Raw genomic sequence first — 26,684 nt, 5'->3', positions numbered from 1 at the left:
CCCACAAATATTGGGACACCTGTTAGATTTACGCAACCACGTCCGTTTCTCCAATCGGCTGAGTGAACAACCAGCCATTTGGAGATCATTTATATGAGTGAAAAAGCAGCGATTCTAGAGTTGAATAGTAACCCACAGCACTTAGAGCATACGGTTGTCTATTCATCGGACGACTGGTCGGATATGGTAATGATGCTATCCAGTCCGACTCAGTATTTCATCAACGTAAGAGGAAAGTGGTCTGGCACAGCACCAACTGCGCTTAAACTTCAAGACATCGTCACGGTCGTTCTACAAGGAGCCTCTGTGAGTCGACGAAGTGTCTCAATGTTCAGCAGAGTCTTTGACGTTGCTCTGCCAGAGAAAGGCAATCTTCTGGACGTGCAGAATTTCCAGGCTCTGTCGGCAGGACTCAGAAACGGTGCCTTCATCGCAGAATTCGCAATCGATACGCGAACACTATTTGTTCGATATGTTCCGCCTACACCACCTGCCAACCTCTTCGCAAACAACATTACGGGTCAAACGCTCTTGATGGCCACGCCAGAATATGGCAACTTACACTTCGATATCTACGGAGGGAATCTCTCAGTCGCTCAGTTCGCGAGTGATTACATGGTGGATAGAGCGGCACTCGTCAACAAATTGCTGAAAGGGACAACAAACTATGCACAGAATATTACGGGAACTGCCTTGGTCAATACGGGGCAACCTCTGGACATTATCAAAGGTACAAGTACTCCTATTGCACCTAACTTTGGTGGAAACGCAGATGACTGGCCTAATGTGATCATAGAACAAGTAACAGGCTCCGCCATAGCGCAAGCTCCTGGCTGCGTCTGTGTGGATACAAGTATCTTCAATGATGGCACTGGCTATCTACTTGGCACGGGAATCCTGAAAATCTACGACGGCCCATGCCCGCCACCCAACCCATAACCAGCAGCCCGAGGAACTCAATGACGAGCGATTCGGTACCGCAAACATAGCGGGACTCGTCCACTCATAAAGGGCGAGTCCGGCCAAACCATCTCAATCGTATAAACCTCTTGACCCTCCAACAACCTCACTTCGGCCAGTTTCTGGTGCTGCCCCGATTGAAGGCTAAGATAAATTTCTAACTCACAATCAACATAGGCACTTCGAAAAGAACTGGGCGCAATCATAGTTGCCTTCAGAGAACCATTCTCAAATATCGGAAAGTCAACGAGTCGAGGATGCTCAATCCCAGCCTCCTCATAGTCGATCGGCTGCATTACCAAATCGCCACTTCCTCCCCCAGACTCCGCAACCGTCAGCTCTGATGGATCGATGGGACCAATAGGTCTACCGAGAACTTGGCCCGCTTGCGGAACAACCAGTTCCAACCGCCCATTCTGCACCTTACCAACGCCCACCACCACCGGTACCTGAACCTTGAGAGAAACCTCCACCGTCCGATTCTCCCAGTCTTCCAGGCGTGCTGGACTCACCGTCAGATGAACAGCCAAGTCACCGTTCTGGTCCAAAAAAGCCTCGATATTCAGATCTGCAGGCTCCGGTCCACTTCGATAGATTGCCGGCGCTACCATCTGAGGAGGATGACAAGCCACAAACAGGTTCCGTAAATGATTCGTTAACTTAAAGTCGGCTTGAGCCAACTCTTGAAGATGTATCTTCGCCCCCGAAAGCTTGAGAGCCAAGTTCGCCCGAAACAGATCGAGCAAAACGCCCATCCAGGCTCTCGCAACCATTCCCTCAACACCCTCTTCCCTACTTCGCTGCACAACCTGAACCCAAGGAAGAGACTGTAGATGAGATAACAACCCCTGGACAGTAACCAATTCACGCCGCGACTCCGAATGACGAGTGATAGCAACCAAAAAGCCCTCCTCATCAGAAGGAGTCAGTGCATGACTCAAGTATCGAACGTGCTCCTCAACGCCAGGCACACTATCCACATAGGAACCATCAGCGATCACCGCTAAATCGAAAAAGCTCTCCGGAGAATCCGAATCAGGTTGTTTACTCATCTTCGAGTCCCATCCCCTCCAAACGCGACTGGAGTTCCATCAGAAGCCGCCTTCCAGACAGCCACATATTGAGAGAACCGACGGTCAAGTGAAACCCTGAAAATTCCGCTTGTGAAGACATCCGCTCAAAGATATCCTCAAGCTCAAGTTCGTCCTTATAACGATACTCAAACGCCAATCGACGCCATATCCCTTTATGAGACAGTACCTTTCGACAATGGGTTCCAAGAGACTCTTGAAGACATACCATGCATTCGTTAAACTCAAGTAAGGAACCACATCTAACAAAATGGGCCTCTAAAGCCTCTTCACTCATCGTGACGCCCAACCGTTGATATACCCTCTGACGCGGATAGCCAAAGCCAAACCTCCAGATAATCGCCAAGATCTCCCCCCAAGTCCAGGATCCCATTCCAGGTTCATCATGGTCCCTATCCCGTGCTTCCATAAACAGTTGAGCAAGGTCAGGCTCCTTAGCCAATTTCAAAAGGTGCTTCACCAAACGCGGACCACTCAAGTAAATCTCGTGATACGCCAAATCCTTAAGAGTTGCCTCGTCCTGCAACCATGAATCAAGCGTCTCACGGTCAATCTTCGGTTGAACGATGCTGCAAATAATCTCCCACGGCTGGTTCTCCAAATAGAAAAGCTGAGCAGCCAGAAGCCTCCGCTTCCGTTCCTTCAGAGGCATGTGTGCGGGATACCCCAGCCAAACTTCCCCAGCAGTCGCGTCAATAATGCTGTAGTTCGAGTTCAGTATCAACTCAAACGTAACGTCCTCTTCCTTCAGCTCCTGCTGGGCTTTATTCTGCCGAAACCAATCTACGCAGCAACTCAAAACAATCTTGGACACGTAAGAGATCCATTGGGGTTTGCCACGAAACCGAAACTTCCTCCGACCGTCAAGAATCTTGATCCAAACCTCTTGAATAATGTCGTCGCAGGTATCCAAACCCACCGACAGCGGGCTGCTTCTCACAATGCGCTCTACTTCCCGTTTCAGAGCATCAATGCTCCAATCACCCACAGGCTTCCCATCAACCCCGTAGAACTGGATCAGCGCGGAGTCGAGCATGAGTTCTACATCTTCTGACTTTAGATCGACGCTCACAACACCTCACAAATATCCCTTTCGCAAGCACACCAAACGAAGACTAACAGATTGGCATACTTTAAGTATTTTAGACAGGATCAGCCAAATCCATTAGGTCTCACCCCTAGAGATCACTTGATGCCACCTGGTGTTCGTCGCGATTACGCCCGGTCACTTCCCAATACGCCTTATCGCCGGAATTCAAAAATAGTCGCAACCGATAAATCGACTGTTAGTTCTGCACACCCACCACCGTTCCATCCTCGTGCGTACGGCTCTTCTTGTACGCCAAGGACTGTTGAAATGTGCAACGCAAGAAATCCAATTCACTGCATTCTCCCACCCTACGTCTTGGACCATATGGCAAATTCGGACGACGCCGAGATTCGCAAAATAGCCATCAAAAACATGAGTCCCGCAGCCACATTCCGGACCATGCGCTCAATGCTCCAGCCACAACAGAATCTGAGAAAGACGGTTCTGGGCGCTGCCCTATCCACAAAGCCACAACGAATGGTCTACACCCTACGAAATGCGCCCCTGAATCCCTACAACCTACCAGGCACCCTCGCTCGCGCAGAAGGACAAAAGCCTACGGGCGATCCCGCAGTCGATGAAGCCTACGATGGCTCGGGGAAGACTTTTGACTTCTTCAACAAGCTATTCGGACGAAATTCCCTGGACGGCAGAGGCATGCCCCTCATATCAACTGTACACGCGGATGAGAACTTCACGAACGCCTTCTGGAATGGTCAGCAAATGGTGTACGGTGACGGCGACGGCCAGGCCTTCATCCGCTTTACAGCGAGCTTAGATGTCATCGCACACGAGCTAACACATGGCGTGGTCAGCAACGAATGCGATCTCATCTACAACGGACAGCCAGGAGCCCTGAACGAGCATTTCGCAGATGCCTTCGGAACCATGGTTCGACAGTGGGTGCAAAACGAAACCTTCAACGATGCAGACTGGCTCATCGGCAAAGACATCCTCACCCAAGCACCAACCAGAAAGGCAATTCGAAGCATGGCCGCACCTGGCACGGCCTTCCAAGACGATCCGTTCCTGGGCACCGATCCACAACCAGCACACATGTCTAAACTCTATACGGAAGCAAGAGACAGAGGAGGAGTCCACATCAACTCCGGAATTCCAAACCACGCCTTCTATCTCGCCGCCAAGGAGATCGGAGGCTATTCCTGGAAAACGCTCGGCCCAATTTGGTACGCCACCATGAGAGCCCTTCACAACACAGCCGACTTCGCAGAAATGGCGTCAACCAGCCGGATGATCGCAAATTCGATGTCCCCCGGCCCGATAGCGAAGGCAGTCGATTCAGCCTGGACACAGGTAGGATTGTAACCACTGCATAGAGGCATCAAGTTGAAAATAATGTTCGAGGAAGAATTAGGATTCACTCCAGTTCTAAAACGCTCTGAAGTCGATGAAAGCGATCTGCCAACACCGCTTCAGAGCCTCCTTCCATTGGTAAAAACGACTGCAAATCGAGTCGCGCAAAACGTGCCGGATCCAACACGGGATGCCGGTACGTTCACCATAATCCTCGATGGAACTCCCTACTCATTCCAAACATGGGATACGCCCAGTGAAATCCAAGACCTCGTAACATGGCTACGCCAACGGGCAAAACCCGTTGGCTATATCTAAGACATCCCAGTTCTATCACTAGACCTGGGATCGGTAAGTCAAGCCTGAAACGCACAACCAATAAGACACGGCAGAATATCTCCAACGTGCTTGATCAACTCATCCTTCAAGCATTCCAAGAACGCCGCACCGTCTGGCAACTTCGGCACGCAGTTTGTAGCCACATCCACCAACGGCTTTGCGCAGCCCAAAATACACGAAGGAACGTTTCCTCCAACGAACGCATTCGCCCTTACTACCGATAAAGTCGAATGCCCCAACGGAATGCTCCAACTAAATGGACCGAGCTTAACAGGTTGACTAAGCTCCGCAACAATCTCAAGCATCTTCTTTTCGCTGTCATAGCTTGCGGTAATACTTCCGTCAACCTGAATCGCAGCGATGCGTCCGGCAAAGTGAATCGTAACCTTCCCATCATCAACGATCGATCTTGAGACAAATACATCCCCCGCACTAGACATGTGGAGCATCGCCTCACCCCCATTCGCAGAGGCTTTGGTATTGAGAGGAGTCTGAGCAAGCGACGAGAGCTCGCTCCAAGAGATCGAAGTGAGACTAGAGCTTCTCGATAGATTGTTAGTACAACACATAAATGGTTCCTTGGCGCCAATCGCCATCAACAGAACCCGCGGATACTTGCAGAACTAACAATTAAGGCAGTTAACTTTTTCCAAATTTCAAAAACTCATGTTAGTTTCTCCCACCGCCTCATGTTCTATATCCGACGGAGACAAAATAACATGAAGCCACGAAACTTCTATCTACTTCTTATTTTAAGTGCAGTGCTACAAGGCAACACCTACGCCCAAACAACTCAACGAGGCAATTCCCCAAAGGTAAGTCAAGATTCAAGCAACTCTAAATCTCAAGGCCTGACCGTTAGAGATATTGTGGTGGACGCAGACACCCGAGATACTTTCATCAAATCAAACGCAAGCTCCACGAATATGAGCATCGCACGAGGTTTGCCAGACGGCTCACAATTCCGCGTGGTAGTACAGAACGTGAACATCTTCTCTCTAAAAGTGGAAGTAAAAGCTGCCAGCCAAACCTACTTCGCGAACGTCCCAGCAGAATTCAAGGGATTCCAAATAGCAGCGGCCCCAACAGCAGAACCAGGGGGTGTAGGTGTGAGAAGCCTACACATAAACGAAACAAATATACCAAATATCGAATATCAACTAAAACTTCTGACTGATTATGACGATCAATTGAAGGCAATACTCTTAAGGCCAAAGAAATTTAAAGACATCGCAAAGGCTACTGAGCAAGTAGAAGCATTGCTAGATGACCTAGATAAAGACTCTTCAGGAAGACCTAACCCAGAGGACATACGCAAGAAGGCAGCATCTCTTTTCAGTAAACTTGCCACACTTGAACTTGTCACACTCAAAACTGAAACACAAACACCATTATCACCCGAGGAAAGAGCCCGCGCACTTCTACTAGATCAGGCTCATGACGCAATCATGAAGACCATCGATCACGCAGTCATGTTAGCTCGGCACGGACTAGACGGAGACTATCTAGTAGACAAGGTAGTCGGCCCCTTCACCGCATCAGGAGACGAAATGGATATCACCGTGACGTTCACAGAAGTCGACAGTGATGGCAAGACAGGAACTCCGGAAGTGCAGGTTCTCAACATACCAACCAACGGCGGTATCAAAATCGAGTTCAGCGCTGGACTAATGGTGTCCAGCCTCGTGGATTTCAAATACACCACACAGCTCAAACCAGGCACCGGCGGCAACACGAACACACCAGCAGTGTACATAGTGCAAAAGCCAACCTCAGAAGAATACAAAGTCGGACAAACAGCGTTCCTACATGTCCGAAACGTGATCGGTCGAGACCTCGGAATAACCTTCGGCATATCCGGCACTTCAGATACGGTATATGCCCTCGGCCTCAGCTACTTTGCAGGGCGAAAGCAGAGAATGGTGTTCACCGCCGGTCTCGCATTCGGCAAAGTGAGCCGGTTTGATTGGACGCCCAACGGTGAGATCGATTCAGCCACACCATCACTACGCTCCTTCTACATGGGACGCCCCTTTGTAGGAATCTCATTTAACTTCTAACACAACAACGGTCTGCAAAGCATGCTTTGCAGACCAGCATCAAGAATGTCAAACAGGCTGTATACATCACCATGGAAACAATTCAATTTCACTGGATACCAGCCAAAGACTATGCGCATGGAAGACAAGGCTATACAATCACATCCCTGATCCTTCACTCAACGGATGGACGCGTCGAAGGGGATATCGAACAACTAACGAAACACCACGGAGTTTCCGTTCACTGGTATGTCACCAGAACAGGTGAGATCTACCATTTCGTCGACGACGCCGACACAGCCTGGCACGTCGGAAAGTCGATCTCTCCAAACTTCTCAAACCCGTCCTCCATCGGTATCGAACAAGAACATTTCGATCCAGGCGATGAGCCAGGATATCACCACCCAGATGGAGAAGACTGGCCTGAAGTCCAAATCCAAGCAGTCGCAAACCTGGTAGCAGCTCTCTTCCAAAGACATGGCCCTCTACAAATCAAGGGACACAAAGATGTGGCAGTCAACGCCGCCGGAAAACTTGGCCGCAAACAAGATCCTGCCAACTACCCTTGGGAGGCATTCTATGAGAAACGCGATGCCGCACTTCGCCTCTCGTGGGAGTTCGAACAACTAAACTAATCCACATCCCCTGATGCCACTTCAGGGGACTCTGTCGAAGCCACTCCAAAGCGATGAGAGACTCTTACCGACAATAGCCGCACCCACTATTCAGTTCCCACCCCAACGCGCCGAACATTCCTAGTAGTTCTACAAGGAATCCCCGGCGCAACCATGTCACCCCAAGCCTTCACAATCACCAAATCACCCGTTCGGCTCAACCTAGGCTGCGGCTCAGACATCCGCGACGGCTACACCAACGTCGACAAATTCCCCGCGAACCCAAGCGTCATCCAAGCCGACTTCCCCCTCCTCCCCTTCGAGGACAACCATGCCGACCAAGTCGTCTTAAGCCACGTCCTCGAACACTTCGGCTACGCCGACGGAATGACCCTCTGCAAAGAAATGGTCCGCGTGCTCAAACCAGGTAGAGTCGCACTCATTGAAGTCCCCGATATCGCATGGTGCGCCGCCCAGTTCCTCGGAGCGCCAGAACCCAACTTCTACACCGACCCAACCGGCGACTACAACACCAGCCACAAATGGGGCCTCTTCGCCCAAGCCCTTTGGGGCGACCAACACAACGACGGCCTATTCCACAAGTGGGGCTATACCGGCCACCGCCTCCTCCACACCCTAAACCACGCCGGATTCGCCGTAGTCGATATCCAATTCGTCCACTCTCACGGCGTCCAATGCCTCTCCGCAACCGCGCAAAAAGCACTCGACTAAGAACGTCCAGCCCAACCAGCCAAGACTTTCCTTAACTCACCCATGGGGTGCAGTCCTAGCAAACCAAGTTAAAAGCTTCCCGCTCCAAACTCTCGCGGTGATCGGGATGAGCAATCTGAATCAAAGCATTCGTCCGCTGCCGAAGGTTCAGCCCATGCAAGTTCACAGCCCCATACTCCGTCACAATCCAGTGAACGTGCGCCCGAGTCGTCACAACCCCTGCACTCGGCTTCAAAGCAGTCACAATCCGCGACTCCCCACGCCGAGTCGTCGAAGGCAAAGCAATAATCGGCTTACCACCCTCCGAGTAAGAAGCACCCCGAATGAAGTCGACCTGACCACCCACACCTGAGTACAACTTCCGACCTATCGAGTCCGCACAAACCTGCCCCGATAGATCCACCTCAATGGCACTATTAATCGCCGTAACCCGAGGGTTCCGCCGAATCACAGCCGTATCGTTCACATAAGCTATGTCCAACATCGCCACCAGCGGGTTGTCATCCACAAAGTCATACAACCGCCGAGTCCCCAAAACAAACCCGGAAACCAGCTTGCCAGGATGCGTCCGCTTGTACTTGCCCGTAATCACACCCTTCTCAACAAGGTCAACCACCCCATCCGAGAACATCTCCGAATGAACGCCCAAATCTCGATGCCCACTCAGCGCCGCAAGAACCGCGTTAGGAATGGCACCAATCCCCACCTGAATCGTCGCCCGATCCTCCACAAGTGCCGCCACGTTCTGCCCAATCAAAGTCTCAATCTCACTAGGCGCCCGAGCCTCCATCTCAGGAATCGGCTCGTCATACTCCACCATCGAATCAATGTCCTCAATGTGAACCAGACCATCGCCATGAGTTCTCGGCATCTTAGGATTCACCTGAGCAATCACGTGCTTAGCCACCGTAATCGCAGCTTTCGTAGCCTCCACCGAAACGCCCAATGAACAGAAACCATGGCGATCAGGAGGTGATACCTGAATCAAAGCCACATCAATCGGCATCGACCCACCCCGGATCAAAGCCGGTACCTCACTCAGAAAAGTAGGTGTGTAATCAGCCCGCCCCTCCTGAACCGCCTGCCGAACATTCGCCCCAATAAACAGAGCATTCACCCGGAAGCTATCCTTCATCTCAGGAGCAGTGTAAGGAGCGGGCCCCTCCGTATGAAGCTGAACAATCTCGACATTCCGAAGCTCATCAGAACGAGCCGTCATCGCTCGAATCAGCGCCTGAGGAGCAGCAGCAATGCCATGAATATAAACCCGCTGCCCACTCTGAATCACCTTAACCGCGTTTTCGGGCGATAGAAACCTTTTCACGTTCATCATTTCACTCGATCACAGGAGCTCAGAACCAGTCACAAAATCCACGTCATGCAAAGGAACCACATGACTAGAAGTCCAGCCGCTTCATGAGTTGCCGCTTTACCAGGTCTACGAACACCAAGTACACACCAGTAGCCACCACCAAGAAAGCAAAGTAACTAGCAGGCAACGGCACAAAGCCAAACAACGCCCCAACGCTGGTAAACGGAAGCACCATCCCAGCAAGCACAATGCCAATACTCGTCGCAGCCAAAGCCCGGCTCGGCCGACTCTTCCAAGGCTGATTCCGAGTCCGGATCACAAAGATCACCAACGTCTGAGTAGCCAAAGACTCCACAAACCACCCCGTGTGAAACAGCTGCTCGTTCGCATGGAAAACCTTCAACATCACCCAAAAAGTCAGGAAGTCAAACACAGAACTGATCGGCCCAATCCAAATCATAAACTGGCTAATCAGCTTCATATCCCAGCGCTTCGGCTTATGAATAAACGAAGGATCAACAACGTCCGTCGGAATCGTCACCTGCGCCAAGTCATACATCAAGTTGTTCAGCAAAATCTGGATCGGCAGCATCGGCAAGAACGGCAAGAAAACAGCAGCCCCAGCCATGCTAAACATGTTCCCAAAGTTAGAGCTGGTCCCCATCAGCAGATACTTCATGACGTTCCCAAACGCCATCCGCCCCTCAAGCACGCCCTTGTAAATCAGGTGCAAACTCCGGTCAACCAAGATGATCTGAGCAGCGTCCTTCGCCACATCCGTCGCACTCGCAAACGAAATCCCAACATCCGCAGTGTGCAGAGAAGGCGCGTCATTAATCCCGTCGCCCATGTAACCCACCACATGGCCCCGATTCTTCAAAGCCAAAATAATCCGGTTCTTCTGAGCAGGATTCACTCGCGCAAAAACAATCGTGTCCTCCGCAGTCGCCCCAAGAGCAGAGTCGGTCATCCGCTCAATATCGCTCCCCAAAACAATCTTGCCAGGATCCAGCCCAACCGCAGTGCAAACATGGCGACTCACCACCTCACTGTCACCCGTAATAACCTTCACCCGGATCCCAGTCCCCTTCAAGTGCCGCAGAACATCCAAAGCATCCGGCAACGGAGGGTCCATAAAGATCAGGAACCCATCTAACTGCAGGTCCTTCTCATCCTCAGGACCGTAGTGAGTCTGAACCTCCACCGGGCGTGATGCAATTGCCAACACCCGAAACCCCTCCATCCCAAAGTTCTCAACCAACGTAAGATGGCTCTCATCCACGCCGTGGCAAGCAAGAAACACCCCCTCAGGAGCTCCCTTACAAATCAGACTCCGCTTCCCGCCCTGCTCCACAACAACCGAAACACGTCGCCGCTCAAAGTCAAACGGAACCTCATCAACCTTCGTAAAATCCCCAGACTCCGACCCCAGCTTAGCCAAAATCGCCGCATCCAAAGGAGTCGGAACTCCCGTTTGAAACAGCGCATTCAGCTTCGCCAACTGACGAGGCACATCAGAATCCACCCCAAGGGCATCCACCGCCCGCTCCAGGGTCATCTCCCCACTGGTAAGCGTCCCCGTCTTGTCCGAACACAAAATATCCATGCTGCCAAAGTTCTGGATAGAAGCCAGATTCTTGACAATCACCTTGTGCTGAGACATCCGCACCGCACCCTTAGAAAGAGTCAGCGTCGTAATCATCGGCAAGAACTCAGGTGTCAGCCCCACCGCCAAAGCCACACCAAACAGCAACGACTGAAACGGATCTCGGTGCAACAAGATCATGGAGGTCGTAGCGAACAACACAAGGAACACCACCAGCCGCATGATCAACATGCCAAACCGGCGAAGCCCATTCTCAAACTCCGTATGCGGAGCCTTCGTCCTCAACCGACTAACAATGTCCCCAAACCGAGTGTTAGCCCCCGTCTTCTCAACCAAAGCCACCGCAGTGCCACTCACCACCGCAGTCCCAAGAAACACCCGCTCCTCGTCCGTCCCCGTCCCAATCTCTTTCTCAACCGGAAGCGACTCCCCCGTAAGCGCCGCCTCCTGTACGTGCAAATCACGCTCCTCAATCAATCGACAGTCCGCCGGAACCAAATCCCCAGCCGCCAACTGGACAACATCCCCAGGCACCACCTCGTGCCGTAAAACCGTCTTCCACTCCCCATCCCGCAAAACCCGAGTCTTCAGCGAAATCACAGCCTGAAGCCGCTTCACCGCAGCCTGAGACCGAATGTTCTGAAGCGAGTCCAAAGCCACGCTAAAGAACACCAAAAACAAAATAATCCCCCCATTAACCCGATCCCCAAGGGCAATGGAAGCCACCGCCGCAATGATCAGAATCACCACCAACGGATTAGAAACAAAATTCAAAATCTGAAGCAACTGATGCCGATGCTCAGCCGGAGCCGGATCATTAGCCCCAAACCGCTCCAAAAGCTCCGCCGCCTCAACCGAGGTAAGCCCCCTCAATTCCTTCTCACTCATCACATCCACCGCCCACCCAGTAACCCCACCCTACCACTCACCACCCCGTTCGAAACCGTCCCCAGCCCACATCCATCAAGTTTCTCATAACACCTAAATCAACGAAAACCACCAAGAAGCCCCCAACAACGATGCCCCTAATCAGCAAAAGCAACACCAAGACCCGACAAGCCACAGCCTCATTCCGAACCAACCACCAACCTCAACATCAACGTCCGGTAGCTCTGAAGGAGCGCCCCATAAGCGAAGCACAGGCCAGGGAAAGCGCAGCTTAACACCAGGGGGCTGCGGAGAAAGAAGCACCAGGACGGGAACGAAACTGTCCCGACCTCAAAAAAATCAACCAGCCGTCTAACCGCATACTCAACAAATCACGTCCGGATAGCTCTGAAGGAGCGACCTATATAAGCCCAGGTCGGAGCAAAGCGCAGGCCTGGGAAAGCGCAGCTAAAAGCCAGGGGTGGGGTGCTGCGAATGCAGCACCAGGGCGGGAACGAAACTGTCCCTTCCTTTAAAAAGAACAACCCCCAAATCTAGGTAAACAAACAGATGAACTAACCTCCGGCCCCTTTCCTTTCGTCCCCGAGAGGAGATGAATACAGGTAGAAATACGGTTACACAGATTCCGGGTGGTTTCGCTGAGTACCGTTATATATCGCCGCATAACGGGGACAAAACGGGGACCATATTGGGGACCAATGCAGCATAAAAACTGCTTGGTCCCTTTCTTTTTGCGCGGATGGTCGAACCAACACTCACGTTAAACCGTTTAGAATGCAACCAGTAAATTTGCGTTGCATGGTGTACATCGGAAGTTACTGGATGGTACGGAGTTTCAGCATGTGTAAACCGAGGTTCAGTGTGAATCGACTGTTTGAGGCGACGCTTGGGCCTTTTGGCAGCGTGTTTCTACTAGAAATACGTAGACAAACACGCAATATTGCGGTGTCGTGCGCAATTATATATGCACTGGACTTAAATTCATGAAATCTGTTTGATACTCGAAAAACTTAAGAACTAAGTGAAACGTCAGTACAAGTGACTACGTGTTAGTTATAAGTAAGTGTCTGAATTCAAGAAGATGAGGCACAAGGAGAAAGAACATGACAATTCAGGTTATCGGCATATCTCGATATGAATTCACGGACGAAGCAAACAACAAGGTGCTCAAAGGGTGCAAGATACAAGCAATTGAACCTAGCGCACGCATCGACACCAATGAATTCAAGGGCTTCAAGGTCATCGAATACTCGGGAGATGAGTCGCTGTTGCGGACCATTCGAGCAGAGCAGATCCCTCAAGCATATGACGTCAGCTTCACTATGAAGACCGTAAAAGATGGCAAGGGAAAGAATGTTCCAACGCCTTACATTACCGTTCTGACTCCCGTGACGACGAAGCAATAGGTGATTTATGAGTGCTGAACAGGCTGCAGAACTGCTTACTAAGACCCAACTAGTAGAGGAGCATTTGCAACAGCTTAATGTGCTGGTGAAAGCATCAAATGCTGTGCTCGTATGCATAAGTATGGTGCTCCTAGTAACGCTGTTCTTCGTTGTGTTTAGCTCCGTTAAAAGGGTGCGATGAAACATGTCTACCGATGCTCTCGGACTAATCTATCTACTTCCGAAGTGCCTTATGGTGTACGTCTTCTTGATCTGGCCCATCGAATGGGTCATCGAGAGAATGAAAGGAGCGGTCAATGCTCTGTAGACCAACCGGCTCTCTTCGAAGCGGAAAAAACAAAACGCGGCAAATTGAGGTTCAAGTACCGTGATCTGGGCTAACGCCTCATGGGCCGACTCCGGGGTAGTGACGGACTACCTGCAACTTTTGCCCGTGGTCATCACTGCCGGATTCCTCGCAGCCGCCGCCTACTCGCTGCTGTTTCGAATCAAGGGAAACGAAAACTAACACACCTGACTTTTCGTTTCGCTTGGTTTGAAACAGCCACCGACCAACTAACGATTTCGGCCCGCCCCGGCTGGAAGACCCCGGACCTACGGTACGTGGGAATTATTTTTGGGGCATGAAAGGAGACAACATGAAAAACCTCATTACGAAGATTGGCGCAAAGCCAATCACGCTCGCAACCGCCTCCCTAGGCATCGTTTCCGCTGCCGTGGCAGACACCACCGCAGGTGGTGGCTCCAGCCTTGACTACACCACGTCCTTTGAAGCGTTTTCAACGCAGATGGGAACGTTCTTCAGCACCAACGGGCCGAAGGCCATTGGCGCTCTAGTCGTGATCCTTGCATTTGGCATTGCATGGAAACTCATCAAGCGCGCTGCTAAGAGCGTGTAAGGGGGCCTACTCATGACAAGGGCACTTCTCACTGTCTTCATGGCAGGGCTGGGTGCCCTGTCAATTGCTCAAAACACCACGGACGTTCAGTCCGTGGGTCCCCTAACCGCCACGGTGACGTTGATGAGGATCAATACAGATCATTGGCCGCTTGACTGCGTGATTATCCATGCGACCGGCAACTATGGATGGGGATACGACCTCATGCAGGAGAGCATCAACACACCGGGCGGTTTGGTGCCGCTCGCGGCACCTCGGGCAGCTGGACTCTCCGGTAGTGCCGGGTACGGACCAGTGCAAGCTGGAACAGAACCCAAAATTGACGTGTTCACACCGTTCTGGAACTTCGTGAACGCGCAGACTGACAACTCCAAGAAGTATGGTGGGTTCTTCTTCAGGGTTTTCACCAAGAATTCAAGTTCGGTCATCACTTCAGAGTTCCGCTGGCATTTTATGTACACGCCAGCCTACAACAGCATCGATGCTGGCTCAGTGAACTCGGGCGGCAATAACGGAGCGAACGCCAACGACATAAAGAACCAGAACGTCAACCAAGGTGGTTTCTGGTCCTCCATCTTTGTGCCTCAAGAAGAGAATGTGAATCTCCTCAAGGCTCAGATAAACCGAGCGGCTACCTGGGGACCGCTTGGAATCATCTTGGCTCTTCGTGATGAGTCGAATGCAGTCGTAGGTGAAGGTGGTCCACAAGGCTACGTTCGCTATGTTCTTGTCACGCCCGGACCCTATGGAAATTTGAACTTCGACCTGAGACCATACAGCGGTTATATCGTGCTGATGCGTGGGGTTTTTGCTGGAGGGTTGTGGCTCACAGCAACGTTCGCACTTTGGAAGCGTGTGGTACAGAGGGCCTGATGCTCGGCTGTCAGGTTCGAATTTGGCGTGTGTTTGGCTTCACGCTCTTGCTGATGCTGGCGTTTGGCTATGGATATAGAAAAGGCATGGACACCGTGAAGGTGAAGTACGTGCCAATCGTAGAGGACGAAAATGGTATTAGACGCTTTGATAGCAATCCTTACCGGACTCATTAAGGCCGCGATGGATCTGCTTCCGGACTGGAACATCGGATGGGCTGCTCCACTGAATGTTGATAACACGTTCTATGGATACGATTTCAACGGGCAAAGTTGGGGTTCAGAGACTCCAATCGTGAACATCATCAAGATCCTTAAAAGCGTGAACGATTACATTCCCATGGACCACCTGATAGCCATTCTCAGTATGGCGGTCACGTTCTGGTCGGTGATGTGGGCGTGGCGGGCCATAAAGCTGCTTGTCGGCTGGGTCCGAGGAGCTGGCACATGAACCTCTTTGAAAAGCTGGTCACGATGTCGCTCTTTGTGTTCGTCGCGGGTTACGTGACTTCCGAAGTTACGATCTGTAGCCACCAGGTCAAAGCGAGGGCCGAAAGGTCAGTTCGTGGTTACGCAAACAAACTGCTAGGTGAGCTGGGCCAATGATAACGGGGATAACGGGACTGCCGGGGAGCGGCAAGACGCTCCTGGCAGTCTCGACAATGCTCCAGCTCAAGGGCAAGAGACGCTGCCTAGCGAACTTCCATAGCCGCACTGGCTCCTGGGAGTTCGGCCTTTGGCCCGATATGGTTGAGGCAGGTAACTGCCTTGCCATCATTGATGAAGCTCAGATGTGGTTCTCGGCTCGGTCCTGGAACAAGCAAACCCAGCTGGAACTCAGTTGGTTTCAACAGTCGAGAAAGGAGGGCTTAGACCTCATATGGATAGCGCAGCATGAGGCGCGAGTTGACACAGCGATACGCGAGGTCACGGCGTTCTACAAGAAGTGCCGGAGCCTTTTCCATGGACGCCTAGTGATGGTTAAAACAGTCACCCCGGATGAGCCAAAGAAGGCTGTGAAGATTGAGTTCTTTGCTCCGACCCCCTCACTCTTTCGCCACTATTGGACTGAGCAACGCATTGGTGACCGAGAAGGTACCGGCTACGCCTTTGGCAGAGCGTCCGTGTCCGGAGGACCGGCGCTCTGGCGAAGCGGAGACGGACAACTCATCATTGCTCCTAACACCTGGCGAATTGAGTTCCCGTATGGCAAGGTGAGATACCTCAGTGAATATTTGCAGGTTCCAGGTGTGGTTTCGCTTGCTCTGGCGAGCTGGTCAAGGGCCGGGACGTCTAGAAGTTGGCGTGACATCGTATCGATGGGTTACCGTGACTCATACGGATTGCTCCACGCCGTGGATGCAGACAACATTCTTCAGCCAACCGAGGACATCGAGGCTCCCGCAAACTGGCTGCTGAGCGCATTAAAAGAAGTCGAGCACTCAGTCGCCTCGATTCCGGAGCGGGTCGGGATATTAAACGGAGTCATCCGACTGGAAAACACTCACAAACAAGGCAACCGGATCTAGTTCAAGGATCTTGGCAATATCGACAAGATCTACTAGATCTAGGTGCCGAACTCCGTGTTCAACCTTACTGATGTAGGTGTAAGAGCGACCAAGCATGAGAGAGAGCTCTCTGGTAGAGAGACCCTTCTTGACCCTTGCATTCTTGAGAACATCTCTGAGGCGGTCGTACTCGGGCCGGTTGCCCTCGCGTGGCCTATGCTCTCTCATTTCTCAAGCTGGCAGGAAAAACGTTTCCTTTTTGGTCACACTTGCTGTACAATGCCTTTTGTCACGAATATGAGAGAGGACCATAAGAATGAGGAGGAACTATGGGCAGCCGATTTGAAATTCCTGAGGTCCCACTGGCCTGAAATATCCCGCTACCCATCCGACCGATGCCGAGCCGTGCTCATAGAGGATCTTCAACCGATGCTCACAAGTGAGAAAGCGAGATCAATGAATCCATTTCGTTTACTTAGACAGTTGCACGAGTACTGGCACTAGATAACGCATATCTCTTACAGGCAGCTACGCTTACGCAATATCTAGTGGAGATAACTCAACGCCACTGGATATCAAATTCACGACTATTGTGGTCGGTTGACAAGTGCAAACTCTTGGTGCTTCCTAGTTTGATTAACTAATCAGCACGAAAACGAATTTTCTAAATAATCCCAAAAAGGGACTAACAAAAACGAAAGAGTCATTAGATACTTATGATTCCATGAGTATCATATTAACAACCCAAATACTTATGCGTTCGGCTCTAACGTCAATCGCATGCACTCTTCTCGCTATAAGCGCTATCGGGCAAGTCACGCCTCCAGGCGGACCAGGCGGAGGTACAGGTGGTTCTGGAGGTCCTGGTAGTGGAGGCGGATGGATAATAACCTACTTGATGGTCGGAAATAAGATCTCAGGTCAGTACACAACCCCGTTCACTCAAACCACGACTGATGTCGATGCCCAAAACAATTTCCGAGGTAGTTGCGGAGTCAACGGCACAGTTACTATTAAAGCGGAATGGGCGGGTGGCGGACTTGCACCGACCGGAAAGTTCATTCAGATCACTGCAAACTGCAACTCCGGTTGGATTGGAACTCAAGGTTCAGCAACTACTAACGATGGTCTGAAGGACAAATCAATTGACACTTTTTCACCCGGTGCAGACTCGCAAACTGCATCTGGCCACGTTACAGTGCCGATTAATATCGATTCAGGAAATTCAGCAACGTTCACTATCAGCTTTTCTGGCAGTGCCACTGTCACACCAATCAATGGTGGAACGAACTATACGCGTTACCACATCGGCGCAACGATCGTAGATAAGGCCGTTGTAGTCAGGAACTTATCGAACCTAGCAACCTATAAGCGTGTGTCAGGAGTAGGAGCCGTTCTCAATCGTCCCGACCCAAATCTGGGGACATTGAGGTCAGACACAGTTCTTACTGTAACTGATATTGTGAATGGACAAAGGGGGCAGCTACCCAACCAAACTTTCCAAGGAAGTACCGTGGGATCTTGGACCTATCCACTCACCAGCATGAGCTTCGCCAATGACATCCCGTCATCTGGGGCGAATACAACGGTCGCTACTTCACTTCAATCTAAGGATCTAACCACAGGCACAATTATCGAATCGTGCTATTTCAAAAAAGAACTAGGGGATTTCGCAGCCCTCTACAACGGACCGTGGCAAAGCACGATCCAGGCAACTGCGACTGATGGGGTTACCGGCTACCAGGATTCTGGCTACCTATTCCTCAACATACATTCACCTGTCGAAGCAACGTCAGACACTTGGCATTCGAGCTACTCAGGAAACCTCGACCAATGCGATGTTGATGATGTCAGATTGAATTTCCCCACAGTCGTCCTTGCTCAACTAGAGAATGCAGGTTTCCCTGACGGAATGGACGCAAAACTGAAAATTACGAACAAGTCCTCGTATACCTACGGTCTGGACGCTTCTCACGGAGGAGATGGTGGTATTGAGTACGAGATCATTAGCGCTCACTATAATCAGTCGGAGACCCTCTCAAGTGCCAGCACATATGAAGTGGGCAAAGAATACGAGATGGGTGGAAAGGTCGCTTACAAAACAGGACTCAGATTGATCTCGGTCGCAAACGGGACAGCCAACTTTCCAGTTGTAAGTCACTGGAATTCGATTGGCTTCACACGTGACGGCAACGAAATTGTGACTTCCCCTGGAACGATCATATACAAAACTCAAAGCTATCCCGTACAGTAATTCAAGGAACTATGATACACACGAGAATGGTACTAAAAGTCCAATTACTAGTCGTTCTCACTTGTGTAGCTCTGCCCTCATTTGGGCAGAGCTACACAAAACGGGTCCTGGGCGCAAAGACTAGTGCTGAGCATGAGATGATCGTCTGCGATGCTATCAATTCAGCCAGCTTAGCTGTGCATGAAAAGATATATCTTAAGGCCTTAAAAGCAAAACCAAACGACCCTCTCCTGGAATATGGCCTGGGCCTCGTCTATTTGTACGAGCGTCGTTTTGAAATTAAAGCTTCTCAAATCGGGGTTAGCGATATGAACCCTGATCCAAATCCAACAGAGAAAGTGCTTCGACAGTCGATGTTGCACGACCCGAACCACGCTTATGCAATCGCTACGCTCTGGCGGAAGATTGCACGTTTCGGAGCGGATGGCGAAGGTCCAACGGAATTTAGAAGCGCCGGAACAACCACCGTAATTGACCCAAAAACAAAAAAAGTCTTGATGAAAATTCCCCACGAGGAACTCCATCACGCAGCTTCGAGACAGCTAAAGCTAGACGCACTTCTTGCACAAGCTTTAGCATTAGAACCCAAGCGCTCTTTGGTGTTGTACATCAATGGAGTCAGCAAGTTCGGCACTAGCGAGGCAACGACACTTCTTAAATTATGTGTCGACCGGAACGATGCACCATCGCTACTTTTTGATGCCCCCTACTGGTTGGTTCTATCAGCACAGGGCAGCGGAGATGCCCGGTCAGCTGATTATGGCAAAGCCCGCTTACGAGAACTTCTCACTACTCCAGGGAATGCGGGCATGAAGAAGTTGTTCATCCACGAGCACGAAGCTGTACTCAAGCAATGGCATTTGAAAGATTAACCAGACGGCACGGGCTGATTTGGTAACGGGGCGCTAGCTTAAGTGCGGATCGAATCCGCAGCGAAGTTCTAAGTTGAGTAAGGCAGACGCGCGGCTAGTAGCCGTTCCTTTGATCGTAAGGAAGCACGCTAGGCGTAAAACGAGCCGGTGCGTTGCCTTAAACGAAACTTAGAACAGAGCAGAGCGTTCGGTCTGCGCTAAGCGGTGGAACGAATCGTCCAACCAGGCGCGGGACCATTCGCGAACGCGTCGGGCCTAGCTGGTCAAAATAGGCTTCTTTTGTAACCTGGTAATTACCAGAACGGAGATCCTTGCCAGCCTACCGACAATTCGAGACATGAGTGATCATGTCACCAAGTCGGTTGATGCCGGACTGTACGGTTTGTTCGTGGAGACGTTGAGGTATTGGCCCTACCTCCTCGGCAGTCTGGTCTTCATGATTGCCATGGCCCGCTTAGAGAAAAAGACAAAGCGTCGAAGTAGACGTCGCTAGCGTGTGTGCAGATCGAATCCGAAGCGTAGTTCTAAGTTGAGTAAGGCAGACGCGCGGCTAGTAGCCGTTCCTTTGATCGTAAGGAAGCACGCTAGGCGTCAAGCGAGCCGGTGCGTTGCCTTAAACGAAACCTAGAACAAAGCGGAGCGTTCGTTCTGCGCTTAGCGGTGAAACCAACCGATCAACCAAGCGCAGGCCCATTCGCGAACGCGTCGGGCCTAGCTGGCCGAATGTGTTCGCTACCGAAAAGAACTCGCATCTGTACAAGCACTCTTAGCAAGTAACATCTGAAACGCTAGGCGTAGCTCAACAGGTTGATCGGTCTGCGTTTGCGGGCTGCGTCGTGCGGCGTCCCTATATTCGCGCTACAAGACTGAATCCACATGCTCACGGCTCCATTTAATCACGGCATAGCTGTGTTTGATCTAATTAGGACCAAAGCATTCACTGTTGTGGGTAAATATTCGACGCTCACAATTAATCAGGATGAAGAAAACTGCCTGTAGACCCTAGACAAATGTGCATGTATTAGTACAAAGTGTTCTGGGATTGGTTGAGCGAAAGTCTATTGTAGACAATGTATGCCCTTATGGCTTTCGGCACCTGGCCAAATAACATGAGCAGAATTCAAGTCTATACAGGGAGGAATGGCGATATTGGACGGCTTGGACATCGCTTTTGAGTTATGGGCTAAAACGGATCAAGAGACCGACCGCTGGCATGCTCTCCCCTACCATTTGATAGACGTAGGATCTGCTGCCTCAGTGCTATGGGACAGGTCGCCAAATGGTTCTTTGAGCATTCCAATTCGGGCATTTGGCAGTTCGGAGTCTGCCAAGCGCTTCGTCACTTTTCTCGCTGCAATTCATGACTTAGGAAAAGTCAATCGATTCTTCCAGTGCAAAGCCCCAAAGCAATTGCAGAGATTGCTACATCTCGGCGTTGTGAAGCAAGAAGAGCGTCAGAAACATGGCCAAGCCACTTCTGCATTACTTTCACGCTGGTTGGAATCTGCATGGGGTTGGCAGAAGCCAGCCTCATCAAGCGTTGCAATTGCAGTGGGTGGGCATCACGGCGTGTTTAGGGATGATCTACGGCTAGACGAACTTGAGCTTAATCGTTCATTTGTTCCAACAGTTGCAATTGCACTACTTCAAACCTTAAGTCACTTGTACGGAGTGGATACGAAGCCTAGGGAACCAGAGAACCTCAACGAATTCCTGGGATGGCTTGCCGGTTATATATCGGTTGCGGATTGGCTTGGATCCCATGAGTCGATGACTGTCTGGCTGAACAAACCCGCCGAACTTCATGAGTATCAGACTGAATCCCTTAAAAGGGCCGAACGAATGTTCGATGATATCGAATGGAAACCCTCTACGGCGACGAGGTCTCTCAGCATTCAACAACTAATACCACAAGGCTTCACGCCAAATGATCTTCAGGCAGTTGCATCGAGCGTCTCTGGAGACGATTTTGGAATAGCCATTGTGGAAGCTCCCACGGGCGAAGGTAAGACTGAAGCAGCGTTTGCTCTATGTGAAGCAGGCCGATCAGTTGGCGAAGGTCTCTACTTTGCGCTTCCCACCATGGCCACTGCAAATGGCATCTATGATCGAGTAAACCGTTATCTAGCGAGAGCCACCGGGTCCCACGATATCAACACGCGGCTCATGCATTCTCAAGCGTGGTTGTATGGTTGTGATGTAACTACCATATCCAACCCAGACTCTAGTGAGTCGCAGGATGTAGCCGAGGACTGGTTCGCCGGTGGTAAACGCAGCTTGCTAGCACCGTATGGTGTAGGCACAATCGACCAATGCCTCATCGCAGCATTGCGAGCAAAGCATGGATTCGTTCGGCTTTTCGCCCTTGCAGGCAAGACTGTGGTAATCGATGAAGTTCACGCCTACGACGTTTATATGAGTGATCTTCTAGAACGCCTTCTCGGATGGTTGCGCATTCTAAATTGCCGTGTGATCTTGCTTTCTGCAACACTTCCAACCTCACGTAGAAAGGCACTTTTGAAGGCCTGGAATGGACATGAGTTAACGTCGAGTGCGGCGTACCCATGCATCACTTGGACAGACCGCCACGGAGAAGTCCATAGTAAGTCTTTAACAGTTGCTACCAGAAAGCCAATGAGGTTTGAACTGGTCGTCAATACTCATACAAACTCATGGCAGGCGGGTGCGGACGGTATTGCAGACCTGGTGAAGGACAAAGGCGGATTTGGGGCATTGATTCTAAACACTGTAAAGGATGCGCAGGCCGCTTTCCGCTATCTCAAAGAGACCGTGTCCAACGATCTGCACATAGACCTCTTTCACGCGAGGTTTACAATGGAAGATCGAGCTGAGAAGGAGTTGGAAGTGCTCTCATCTTACGGCAAGGCTGGTCGCCGTGGAGACGCTCGAATTCTTGTTGCGACCCAAGTTGTCGAGCAGAGTCTCGATTTGGATTTCGATCATATGGTTTCCGCTCTCGCACCAATCGACTTACTTGTGCAACGAGGTGGAAGATTACATCGACATAGCCGGACACAGTCTGGATCTCTGAATCAAGGAAATTGCAATGATGCACGTCCGGCTCCAACCCTCCACGTGATTTCACCAAAGCTAGATGACCATGACGTTCCAGACATCGAAGATTACGTCTACGCGCACGATGTTCTTATGAACACCCACGACTACTTAAAAGCTGGGTACACAATCGCGCATCCTTCGGATGTTTCGGCTGCAGTTGATTACGTGTATTCAACGTCCCAACAGCACAAGGATAGGCATGAGTGGAACGAGCGCTTCGGGCAGGTGAGTTTGAGAGCCGAAGCAAAACGAAACCGACATCATGAATCCGCCAAAGAAGTGATGATTTGCAAAGCTTCAGGTGGATCGCTGTTAACCGAGGATCTGAATCCGTTCGATGAGAACGATGACACCCCGGGTTCGCAATTGGCAGCTCGAACCCGGTTAGACGAACTTCCAAGTGTGAGCCTAGTGCTCGTTCGAACAAGTGACCCTTGGCCTCCGGCGCAATTCGACAAAGCCACCAAGCGCGATCTTGCCTTGCGCACAGTGCGTGCTCCGGCGTTTGGTCAATTTCTGGATGAACTGGCCGACCTGGAACGACCATCAAATTGGAACAAGTCAGGTGTCAGTAAGCATGCAGTCCCAATCCAGCTAGATGAATGCGGAACTTTCAAGACAAGTACGTTTGCTTTGTCTTACAGTTTAGAACTTGGATTGGTTATGGAGAAAAGAAATGCCTAGTTTCAATCTCACCTCAGAGCGGTGGATCCCAATGCTACTCACGAATGGTTCCAGTGAAGAAGTTTCGTTGCTGGATGCCATTCGACGTGCCCCTGAAATCGCTCGAATATCCGGGAACCCGCTTGAAGCTGCGGTTCTGCACAGATTGATCCTAGCGATCGCTCATCGTGTGTGCACACCGGAAGATGCAGGCGAATGGGGATCACTCTGGAAAGACCGAAGTAGTTTCTTATCCAAGATGTCGGACTATGTGGAAGCACACGCCGACCAGTTTGATCTCTACTCAAATGTCCGGCCGTTTGGTCAACATCCCGGTCTACCTGAACCTAATCGAACTCCCGCAGAAATCCTCTACGAGAGAGCGCAGGGTAACAATCCAGTCTTTCTCGATGCAAGCATTGTCTCTCAACCAAAGGCAATTAGTTCTGCACTTGCCGCCAGGTCACTGCTTGTTCTGCATGCATTTGGCGGTTCGGGCACAGGCGGATTGAATCCGCTCAATGCGAATAAGAAAGACACTATGTATGCTGGGCCGCTTTGCGCTCGGATGGTCGCCATCCTCGAAGGCCAAAACCTAGAAGAGACCATTCTGCTGAATCTCGTCGAAGGGGTAACCGCCGGACTACCCGCCTGGGAGAAGCCAGTAAAGGATCTACCGACTTTGAGCCGCTCGACTGGTGTGTGCGATCTATACACACGAACTACGAGAAATGTCCGGCTGAAACCTTCGGAAAGCGGAGACGAATGTGTAGCGACCACGCTGGCGATGGGTGAGGGCCTAGCGAGCGAGGAGGGTAGTAGCGATGACCCTTTGATTCCTGTCTACTTCGCGAAAGATAAGAAGTTCAAGGCTCTCAGGGTGGATCCGACAAAAGCCCTCTGGCGTAGCTCACATGTCTTGCTTGCTGCCGAGGGAAGTAAAGAAACGCGCCCTCTACCTCCAATTGCCATGGTTCGCAAGCAGATCAACCGAGGCCTTTTGGGCGAAGAACTTCAGATTCGCCTGCGCGCATTGGGAGTTGCCGCGAACGCCCAGGGTCCGGTAACTGAAATGTGGCAGGACGAGACAATCCCGTTCTCTCTTTCACTTTTCAAAGATGGGACAAGGTATGCGGCTGTAGCACGAGCAATTGAGGAGGCAAATAAGAACGCCGATGTCCTGCGAAAGCAGCTCTACGGATTTGCAAGCCGCTACATCGCCAATGGTGGTGGATCTCCCGATCCGAAAGATGTCGCAAAACTGATCGATGAGATGTCCCCAGATTTGAATGGTTATTGGATGGAAATCGCACCGCAAGGAGAACGCCTTGCAATAGAGAGTGTTGATACAGACACATGGTCGCACTTACTCAGTTCCGCAAAGCACAAGGCATATGAAAAAGCTATAGATCGTTTAGCTCCCGATGCTAGGCGAATGCGTGCACAGTTTGCCAAAGTCGATTCATCCACAACAACTTCATCCAGAAAAGCAGGAGTGAAAAACGCATGAGCCAAATAGTTACAGAAGATCCGCTCGTAGGCCACTTAATCAGTTTAAAGCTTCGCGATGACCGAGGAGCTCTTGCAGCCTTGCGAAGTGGACTTGGTAAAAGGCCAGGCGCTGCACCGCGTATGTTTCCTTACGTTAGCCAATACCTATCAAGTCACGACTTAGAGCGTCCAAGCGTAATCTCGGCCTTCTTGACCGCGTCACTCTTCGCAAAGCACCCGGAGCACGTTCAAGGAAGATCACTTGGCCTCGCCCTGTGGCACGCAACGAAGCGGGATGCCAACCCAAACGGCAAACATGGCGAGGCTGGTGTGGAAGCCCGTTTCGCAGCCATGCTGGATGCAGATGAGGAAGATCTTCCCAAGCACTTAGAGGGTCTCATCTCGCTTTGTGAGAGTGCTTCCGTTGGACTTGATTGGTATCAATTTCGCAGGGATGCGACTTCACTTCTTGCCGACAACGATGAGCGCAAACAGCGCACACGACTCAAATTATCTCGCGACTTCTGGCAGGGCGAATCTCATAAATCGACAGCAGAAACTAGTTCCCAAAGGACCGAATCATGACAGCAAAAACCGTTGAACTTCATCTTCTCCAAAGCTTTCCGCCATCCTGCGTCAATCGAGACGGCAACAATTCTCCAAAGGACTGCATGTTTGGAGACGTACGTCGTGCGCGCATCAGTAGCCAGTGCTTCAAACGAGCGATTCGACAGGCAGAATCGTTTGCGGAAACCATTGGTGAGGGGATTGCCAATAGGTCCAAACAAATGCGGGACCGCAAGCTGGTCCCATATCTCGAATCCCAAGGGCTGAGCAAGGAAGAGGCTGAAAAAGCGGCAGATGCCTTCAGACAGGAACTTGCCAAGGATGATAAGAAGGCAAATCAGACATCCGTTGGGCTTTATTTTGGTGACGAGGAACTGTTCAAACTTCTCGATGCACACCGAGCAGGTGACCCAAAGTGGAAGCGTAGCGCTTCTCGGGTATCTGCAGATGTCGCCTTGTTTGGGCGAATGCTTGCAGAAGCTACCGACCTCAATGTCGATGCGGCAAGTCAGGTAGCACATGCGCTGTCAACACATAGACTAAGCCAAGAGATGGACTATTGGACAGCAGCGGATGACCTCAAGGATCCAGCGGAAGAAGATGCGGGCGCCGGAATGCTTGGAACCTCTGAGTTCAACGCCTCAGTGTTTTACCGCTATGCAAGTGTGTCCATCCCGATCCTGAACAAGAACCTTGGAGACGAGGAGCTATCAAAAAAGGCAATTGAAGCTTTCCTGCTCGCTTCCTTCGAAGCGATTCCTACCGGCAAACTAAACGGACACGCGCACTTTACTCCACCCTATTTTGCTTTGGCCGTGGTTCGGCAGAAAGGTATGCCGATGAATCTCTGCAACGCATTTGTAGAGCCGGCCCGAGCTAAGAAAGATGTTGGGCTCGATACCGTTTCTGCAACAAAGCTCCTGGAGCATCTCAGCGCGTCTCGAAAAATGGTACCAATCGATGCGGCACAGTACTACGTGGCTCATCAGCTGAAATCCGAGCTTGCCTCGGAAGGAACAGAGCTATTGGAAGGTTATGGGCAACTCGTGCAGAAGGTGGTTCAATCGTTGTGAGTCAGACCGCTACCTT

25 protein-coding genes and 1 pseudogene are annotated in these 26,684 nt (G+C 51.1%); 20 read left to right on the top strand and 6 right to left on the bottom strand.

Translation table 11 applies throughout. The features are described 5' to 3' along the window. Positions 1-93: 93 nt before the first annotated feature. Positions 94-939, top strand: a complete 846-nt coding sequence (locus ACZ51B_RS17085; protein ID WP_464294551.1) for a hypothetical protein — start codon at positions 94-96, stop codon at positions 937-939. A 17-nt stretch (positions 940-956) separates the two neighbouring features. Here the strand turns inward: ACZ51B_RS17085 and ACZ51B_RS17080 are convergent, their stop codons facing one another. Together ACZ51B_RS17080 and ACZ51B_RS17075 are read right to left on the bottom strand one after the other, a co-directional pair. After that, positions 957-2,012 carry a hypothetical protein gene (locus ACZ51B_RS17080; RefSeq protein WP_464294550.1) on the bottom strand — a complete coding sequence of 352 codons (1,056 nt, stop codon included), beginning with the start codon at positions 2,010-2,012 and terminating at the stop codon, positions 957-959. Then, positions 2,005-3,123: an RNA polymerase sigma factor gene (locus ACZ51B_RS17075; RefSeq protein WP_464294549.1), complete on the bottom strand. Its 1,119-nt coding sequence runs from the start codon at positions 3,121-3,123 to the stop codon at positions 2,005-2,007. The genes ACZ51B_RS17080 and ACZ51B_RS17075 overlap by 8 nt, the downstream gene beginning before the upstream one ends. Positions 3,124-3,408: 285 nt before the next feature. Here ACZ51B_RS17075 and ACZ51B_RS17070 point away from each other — a divergent pair, with 285 nt between their 5' ends. Further along, positions 3,409-4,467, top strand: coding sequence for a M4 family metallopeptidase (locus ACZ51B_RS17070; protein WP_464294548.1), 1,059 nt, complete (start codon positions 3,409-3,411; stop codon positions 4,465-4,467). Between the two features lie 344 nt (positions 4,468-4,811). Here ACZ51B_RS17070 and ACZ51B_RS17065 read toward each other — a convergent pair whose 3' ends face one another. After that, positions 4,812-5,363, bottom strand: a complete 552-nt coding sequence (locus ACZ51B_RS17065; RefSeq protein WP_464294547.1) for a hypothetical protein — start codon at positions 5,361-5,363, stop codon at positions 4,812-4,814. Between the two features lie 414 nt (positions 5,364-5,777). Between ACZ51B_RS17065 and ACZ51B_RS17060 the strand changes: the two genes are divergently transcribed. From ACZ51B_RS17060 to ACZ51B_RS17050, 3 genes are all read left to right on the top strand, one after another. Further along, complete coding sequence (locus ACZ51B_RS17060) at positions 5,778-6,854, top strand: hypothetical protein (protein ID WP_464294546.1); 1,077 nt, start codon at positions 5,778-5,780, stop codon at positions 6,852-6,854. A gap of 71 nt (positions 6,855-6,925) precedes the next feature. Beyond that, complete coding sequence (locus ACZ51B_RS17055; RefSeq protein ID WP_464294545.1) at positions 6,926-7,468, top strand: N-acetylmuramoyl-L-alanine amidase; 543 nt, start codon at positions 6,926-6,928, stop codon at positions 7,466-7,468. A gap of 153 nt (positions 7,469-7,621) precedes the next feature. Next, positions 7,622-8,179, top strand: a complete 558-nt coding sequence (locus ACZ51B_RS17050) for a class I SAM-dependent methyltransferase (RefSeq protein WP_464294544.1) — start codon at positions 7,622-7,624, stop codon at positions 8,177-8,179. A gap of 55 nt (positions 8,180-8,234) precedes the next feature. Here the strand turns inward: ACZ51B_RS17050 and ACZ51B_RS17045 are convergent, their stop codons facing one another. Both ACZ51B_RS17045 and mgtA read right to left on the bottom strand, forming a co-directional pair. Further along, positions 8,235-9,509 carry an acetyl-CoA hydrolase/transferase family protein gene (locus ACZ51B_RS17045; protein WP_464297197.1) on the bottom strand — a complete coding sequence of 425 codons (1,275 nt, stop codon included), beginning with the start codon at positions 9,507-9,509 and terminating at the stop codon, positions 8,235-8,237. A gap of 67 nt (positions 9,510-9,576) precedes the next feature. Continuing rightward, a complete protein-coding gene (gene mgtA, locus ACZ51B_RS17040; RefSeq protein ID WP_464294543.1) occupies positions 9,577-11,985 on the bottom strand; it encodes a magnesium-translocating P-type ATPase in 2,409 nt (802 codons plus the stop codon). Positions 11,986-13,088: 1,103 nt separating this feature from the next. Here mgtA and ACZ51B_RS17035 point away from each other — a divergent pair. The 7 genes from ACZ51B_RS17035 (at position 13,089) to ACZ51B_RS17005 (ending at position 16,691) form a co-directional block, all read left to right on the top strand. Next, the gene (locus ACZ51B_RS17035) at positions 13,089-13,391 is read left to right on the top strand and encodes a hypothetical protein (RefSeq protein ID WP_464294542.1); all 303 of its coding nucleotides are present in this window, start codon (positions 13,089-13,091) and stop codon (positions 13,389-13,391) included. A gap of 367 nt (positions 13,392-13,758) precedes the next feature. Further along, positions 13,759-13,899: a hypothetical protein gene (locus tag ACZ51B_RS17030; protein WP_464294541.1), complete on the top strand. Its 141-nt coding sequence runs from the start codon at positions 13,759-13,761 to the stop codon at positions 13,897-13,899. Between the two features lie 130 nt (positions 13,900-14,029). Then, positions 14,030-14,290: a hypothetical protein gene (locus ACZ51B_RS17025; protein WP_464294540.1), complete on the top strand. Its 261-nt coding sequence runs from the start codon at positions 14,030-14,032 to the stop codon at positions 14,288-14,290. A gap of 12 nt (positions 14,291-14,302) precedes the next feature. Further along, entirely contained in the window at positions 14,303-15,163 is an 861-nt protein-coding gene (locus ACZ51B_RS17020; RefSeq protein ID WP_464294539.1) for a hypothetical protein, read from the top strand. Positions 15,164-15,295: 132 nt separating this feature from the next. Beyond that, on the top strand, positions 15,296-15,613 hold the full coding sequence (locus ACZ51B_RS17015; RefSeq protein ID WP_464294538.1) for a hypothetical protein: 318 nt from the start codon (positions 15,296-15,298) through the stop codon (positions 15,611-15,613). Beyond that, entirely contained in the window at positions 15,610-15,768 is a 159-nt protein-coding gene (locus ACZ51B_RS17010; protein WP_464294537.1) for a hypothetical protein, read from the top strand. Before ACZ51B_RS17015 ends, ACZ51B_RS17010 begins: the two co-directional genes overlap by 4 nt. Beyond that, the gene (locus ACZ51B_RS17005) at positions 15,765-16,691 is read left to right on the top strand and encodes a zonular occludens toxin domain-containing protein (protein WP_464294536.1); all 927 of its coding nucleotides are present in this window, start codon (positions 15,765-15,767) and stop codon (positions 16,689-16,691) included. The genes ACZ51B_RS17010 and ACZ51B_RS17005 overlap by 4 nt, the downstream gene beginning before the upstream one ends. On the opposite strand, the gene ACZ51B_RS17000 is transcribed toward ACZ51B_RS17005, so the two are convergent. Next, positions 16,638-16,898 carry a helix-turn-helix domain-containing protein gene (locus tag ACZ51B_RS17000; protein WP_464294535.1) on the bottom strand — a complete coding sequence of 87 codons (261 nt, stop codon included), beginning with the start codon at positions 16,896-16,898 and terminating at the stop codon, positions 16,638-16,640. The genes ACZ51B_RS17005 and ACZ51B_RS17000 overlap by 54 nt on opposite strands. A gap of 670 nt (positions 16,899-17,568) precedes the next feature. Between ACZ51B_RS17000 and ACZ51B_RS16995 the strand changes: the two genes are divergently transcribed. The 8 genes and pseudogenes from ACZ51B_RS16995 to cas7e all read left to right on the top strand — a co-directional run bounded on the left by ACZ51B_RS16995 (position 17,569) and on the right by cas7e (position 26,668). Then, positions 17,569-18,924: a hypothetical protein gene (locus tag ACZ51B_RS16995; RefSeq protein WP_464294534.1), complete on the top strand. Its 1,356-nt coding sequence runs from the start codon at positions 17,569-17,571 to the stop codon at positions 18,922-18,924. Positions 18,925-19,061: 137 nt separating this feature from the next. Continuing rightward, positions 19,062-19,796: a hypothetical protein gene (locus tag ACZ51B_RS16990; protein WP_464294533.1), complete on the top strand. Its 735-nt coding sequence runs from the start codon at positions 19,062-19,064 to the stop codon at positions 19,794-19,796. A 337-nt stretch (positions 19,797-20,133) separates the two neighbouring features. Continuing rightward, positions 20,134-20,289 carry a hypothetical protein gene (locus ACZ51B_RS16985; RefSeq protein WP_464294532.1) on the top strand — a complete coding sequence of 52 codons (156 nt, stop codon included), beginning with the start codon at positions 20,134-20,136 and terminating at the stop codon, positions 20,287-20,289. Between the two features lie 647 nt (positions 20,290-20,936). Further along, positions 20,937-21,554: pseudogene (locus ACZ51B_RS16980) on the top strand (CRISPR-associated endonuclease Cas3''); the annotation flags it as partial. A gap of 12 nt (positions 21,555-21,566) precedes the next feature. Further along, positions 21,567-23,558 (top strand): CRISPR-associated helicase Cas3', encoded by a 1,992-nt coding sequence (gene cas3, locus ACZ51B_RS16975; protein ID WP_464297196.1) that lies wholly within the window; start codon positions 21,567-21,569, stop codon positions 23,556-23,558. After that, positions 23,551-25,047, top strand: coding sequence for a type I-E CRISPR-associated protein Cse1/CasA (gene casA / locus ACZ51B_RS16970; protein WP_464294531.1), 1,497 nt, complete (start codon positions 23,551-23,553; stop codon positions 25,045-25,047). Before cas3 ends, casA begins: the two co-directional genes overlap by 8 nt. Continuing rightward, on the top strand, positions 25,044-25,613 hold the full coding sequence (gene casB / locus ACZ51B_RS16965; protein ID WP_464294530.1) for a type I-E CRISPR-associated protein Cse2/CasB: 570 nt from the start codon (positions 25,044-25,046) through the stop codon (positions 25,611-25,613). Before casA ends, casB begins: the two co-directional genes overlap by 4 nt. Then, positions 25,610-26,668, top strand: a complete 1,059-nt coding sequence (gene cas7e / locus ACZ51B_RS16960) for a type I-E CRISPR-associated protein Cas7/Cse4/CasC (protein ID WP_464294529.1) — start codon at positions 25,610-25,612, stop codon at positions 26,666-26,668. The genes casB and cas7e overlap by 4 nt, the downstream gene beginning before the upstream one ends. Positions 26,669-26,684: the final 16 nt, after the last annotated feature.

Source organism: Fimbriimonas sp. LA-C6 (genome assembly GCF_055398105.1).
This window is presented reverse-complemented; position numbering and strand designations above follow the sequence as displayed.

Coding starts and splice junctions, on each gene's coding strand:
- ACZ51B_RS17085 (WP_464294551.1), top strand. CDS start 94: ATGAGTGAAAAAGCAGCGATTCTAGAGTTGAATAGTAACCCACAGCAC.
- ACZ51B_RS17080 (WP_464294550.1), bottom strand. CDS start 2,012: ATGAGTAAACAACCTGATTCGGATTCTCCGGAGAGCTTTTTCGATTTA.
- ACZ51B_RS17070 (WP_464294548.1), top strand. CDS start 3,409: ATGTGCAACGCAAGAAATCCAATTCACTGCATTCTCCCACCCTACGTC.
- ACZ51B_RS17065 (WP_464294547.1), bottom strand. CDS start 5,363: ATGTGTTGTACTAACAATCTATCGAGAAGCTCTAGTCTCACTTCGATC.
- ACZ51B_RS17055 (WP_464294545.1), top strand. CDS start 6,926: ATGGAAACAATTCAATTTCACTGGATACCAGCCAAAGACTATGCGCAT.
- ACZ51B_RS17050 (WP_464294544.1), top strand. CDS start 7,622: ATGTCACCCCAAGCCTTCACAATCACCAAATCACCCGTTCGGCTCAAC.
- ACZ51B_RS17045 (WP_464297197.1), bottom strand. CDS start 9,509: ATGAACGTGAAAAGGTTTCTATCGCCCGAAAACGCGGTTAAGGTGATT.
- mgtA (WP_464294543.1), bottom strand. CDS start 11,985: ATGAGTGAGAAGGAATTGAGGGGGCTTACCTCGGTTGAGGCGGCGGAG.
- ACZ51B_RS17035 (WP_464294542.1), top strand. CDS start 13,089: ATGACAATTCAGGTTATCGGCATATCTCGATATGAATTCACGGACGAA.
- ACZ51B_RS17025 (WP_464294540.1), top strand. CDS start 14,030: ATGAAAAACCTCATTACGAAGATTGGCGCAAAGCCAATCACGCTCGCA.
- ACZ51B_RS17020 (WP_464294539.1), top strand. CDS start 14,303: ATGACAAGGGCACTTCTCACTGTCTTCATGGCAGGGCTGGGTGCCCTG.
- ACZ51B_RS17015 (WP_464294538.1), top strand. CDS start 15,296: ATGGTATTAGACGCTTTGATAGCAATCCTTACCGGACTCATTAAGGCC.
- ACZ51B_RS17010 (WP_464294537.1), top strand. CDS start 15,610: ATGAACCTCTTTGAAAAGCTGGTCACGATGTCGCTCTTTGTGTTCGTC.
- ACZ51B_RS17005 (WP_464294536.1), top strand. CDS start 15,765: ATGATAACGGGGATAACGGGACTGCCGGGGAGCGGCAAGACGCTCCTG.
- ACZ51B_RS17000 (WP_464294535.1), bottom strand. CDS start 16,898: ATGAGAGAGCATAGGCCACGCGAGGGCAACCGGCCCGAGTACGACCGC.
- ACZ51B_RS16995 (WP_464294534.1), top strand. CDS start 17,569: ATGGTCGGAAATAAGATCTCAGGTCAGTACACAACCCCGTTCACTCAA.
- ACZ51B_RS16990 (WP_464294533.1), top strand. CDS start 19,062: ATGATCGTCTGCGATGCTATCAATTCAGCCAGCTTAGCTGTGCATGAA.
- ACZ51B_RS16985 (WP_464294532.1), top strand. CDS start 20,134: ATGAGTGATCATGTCACCAAGTCGGTTGATGCCGGACTGTACGGTTTG.
- cas3 (WP_464297196.1), top strand. CDS start 21,567: ATGACTGTCTGGCTGAACAAACCCGCCGAACTTCATGAGTATCAGACT.
- casA (WP_464294531.1), top strand. CDS start 23,551: ATGCCTAGTTTCAATCTCACCTCAGAGCGGTGGATCCCAATGCTACTC.
- casB (WP_464294530.1), top strand. CDS start 25,044: ATGAGCCAAATAGTTACAGAAGATCCGCTCGTAGGCCACTTAATCAGT.
- cas7e (WP_464294529.1), top strand. CDS start 25,610: ATGACAGCAAAAACCGTTGAACTTCATCTTCTCCAAAGCTTTCCGCCA.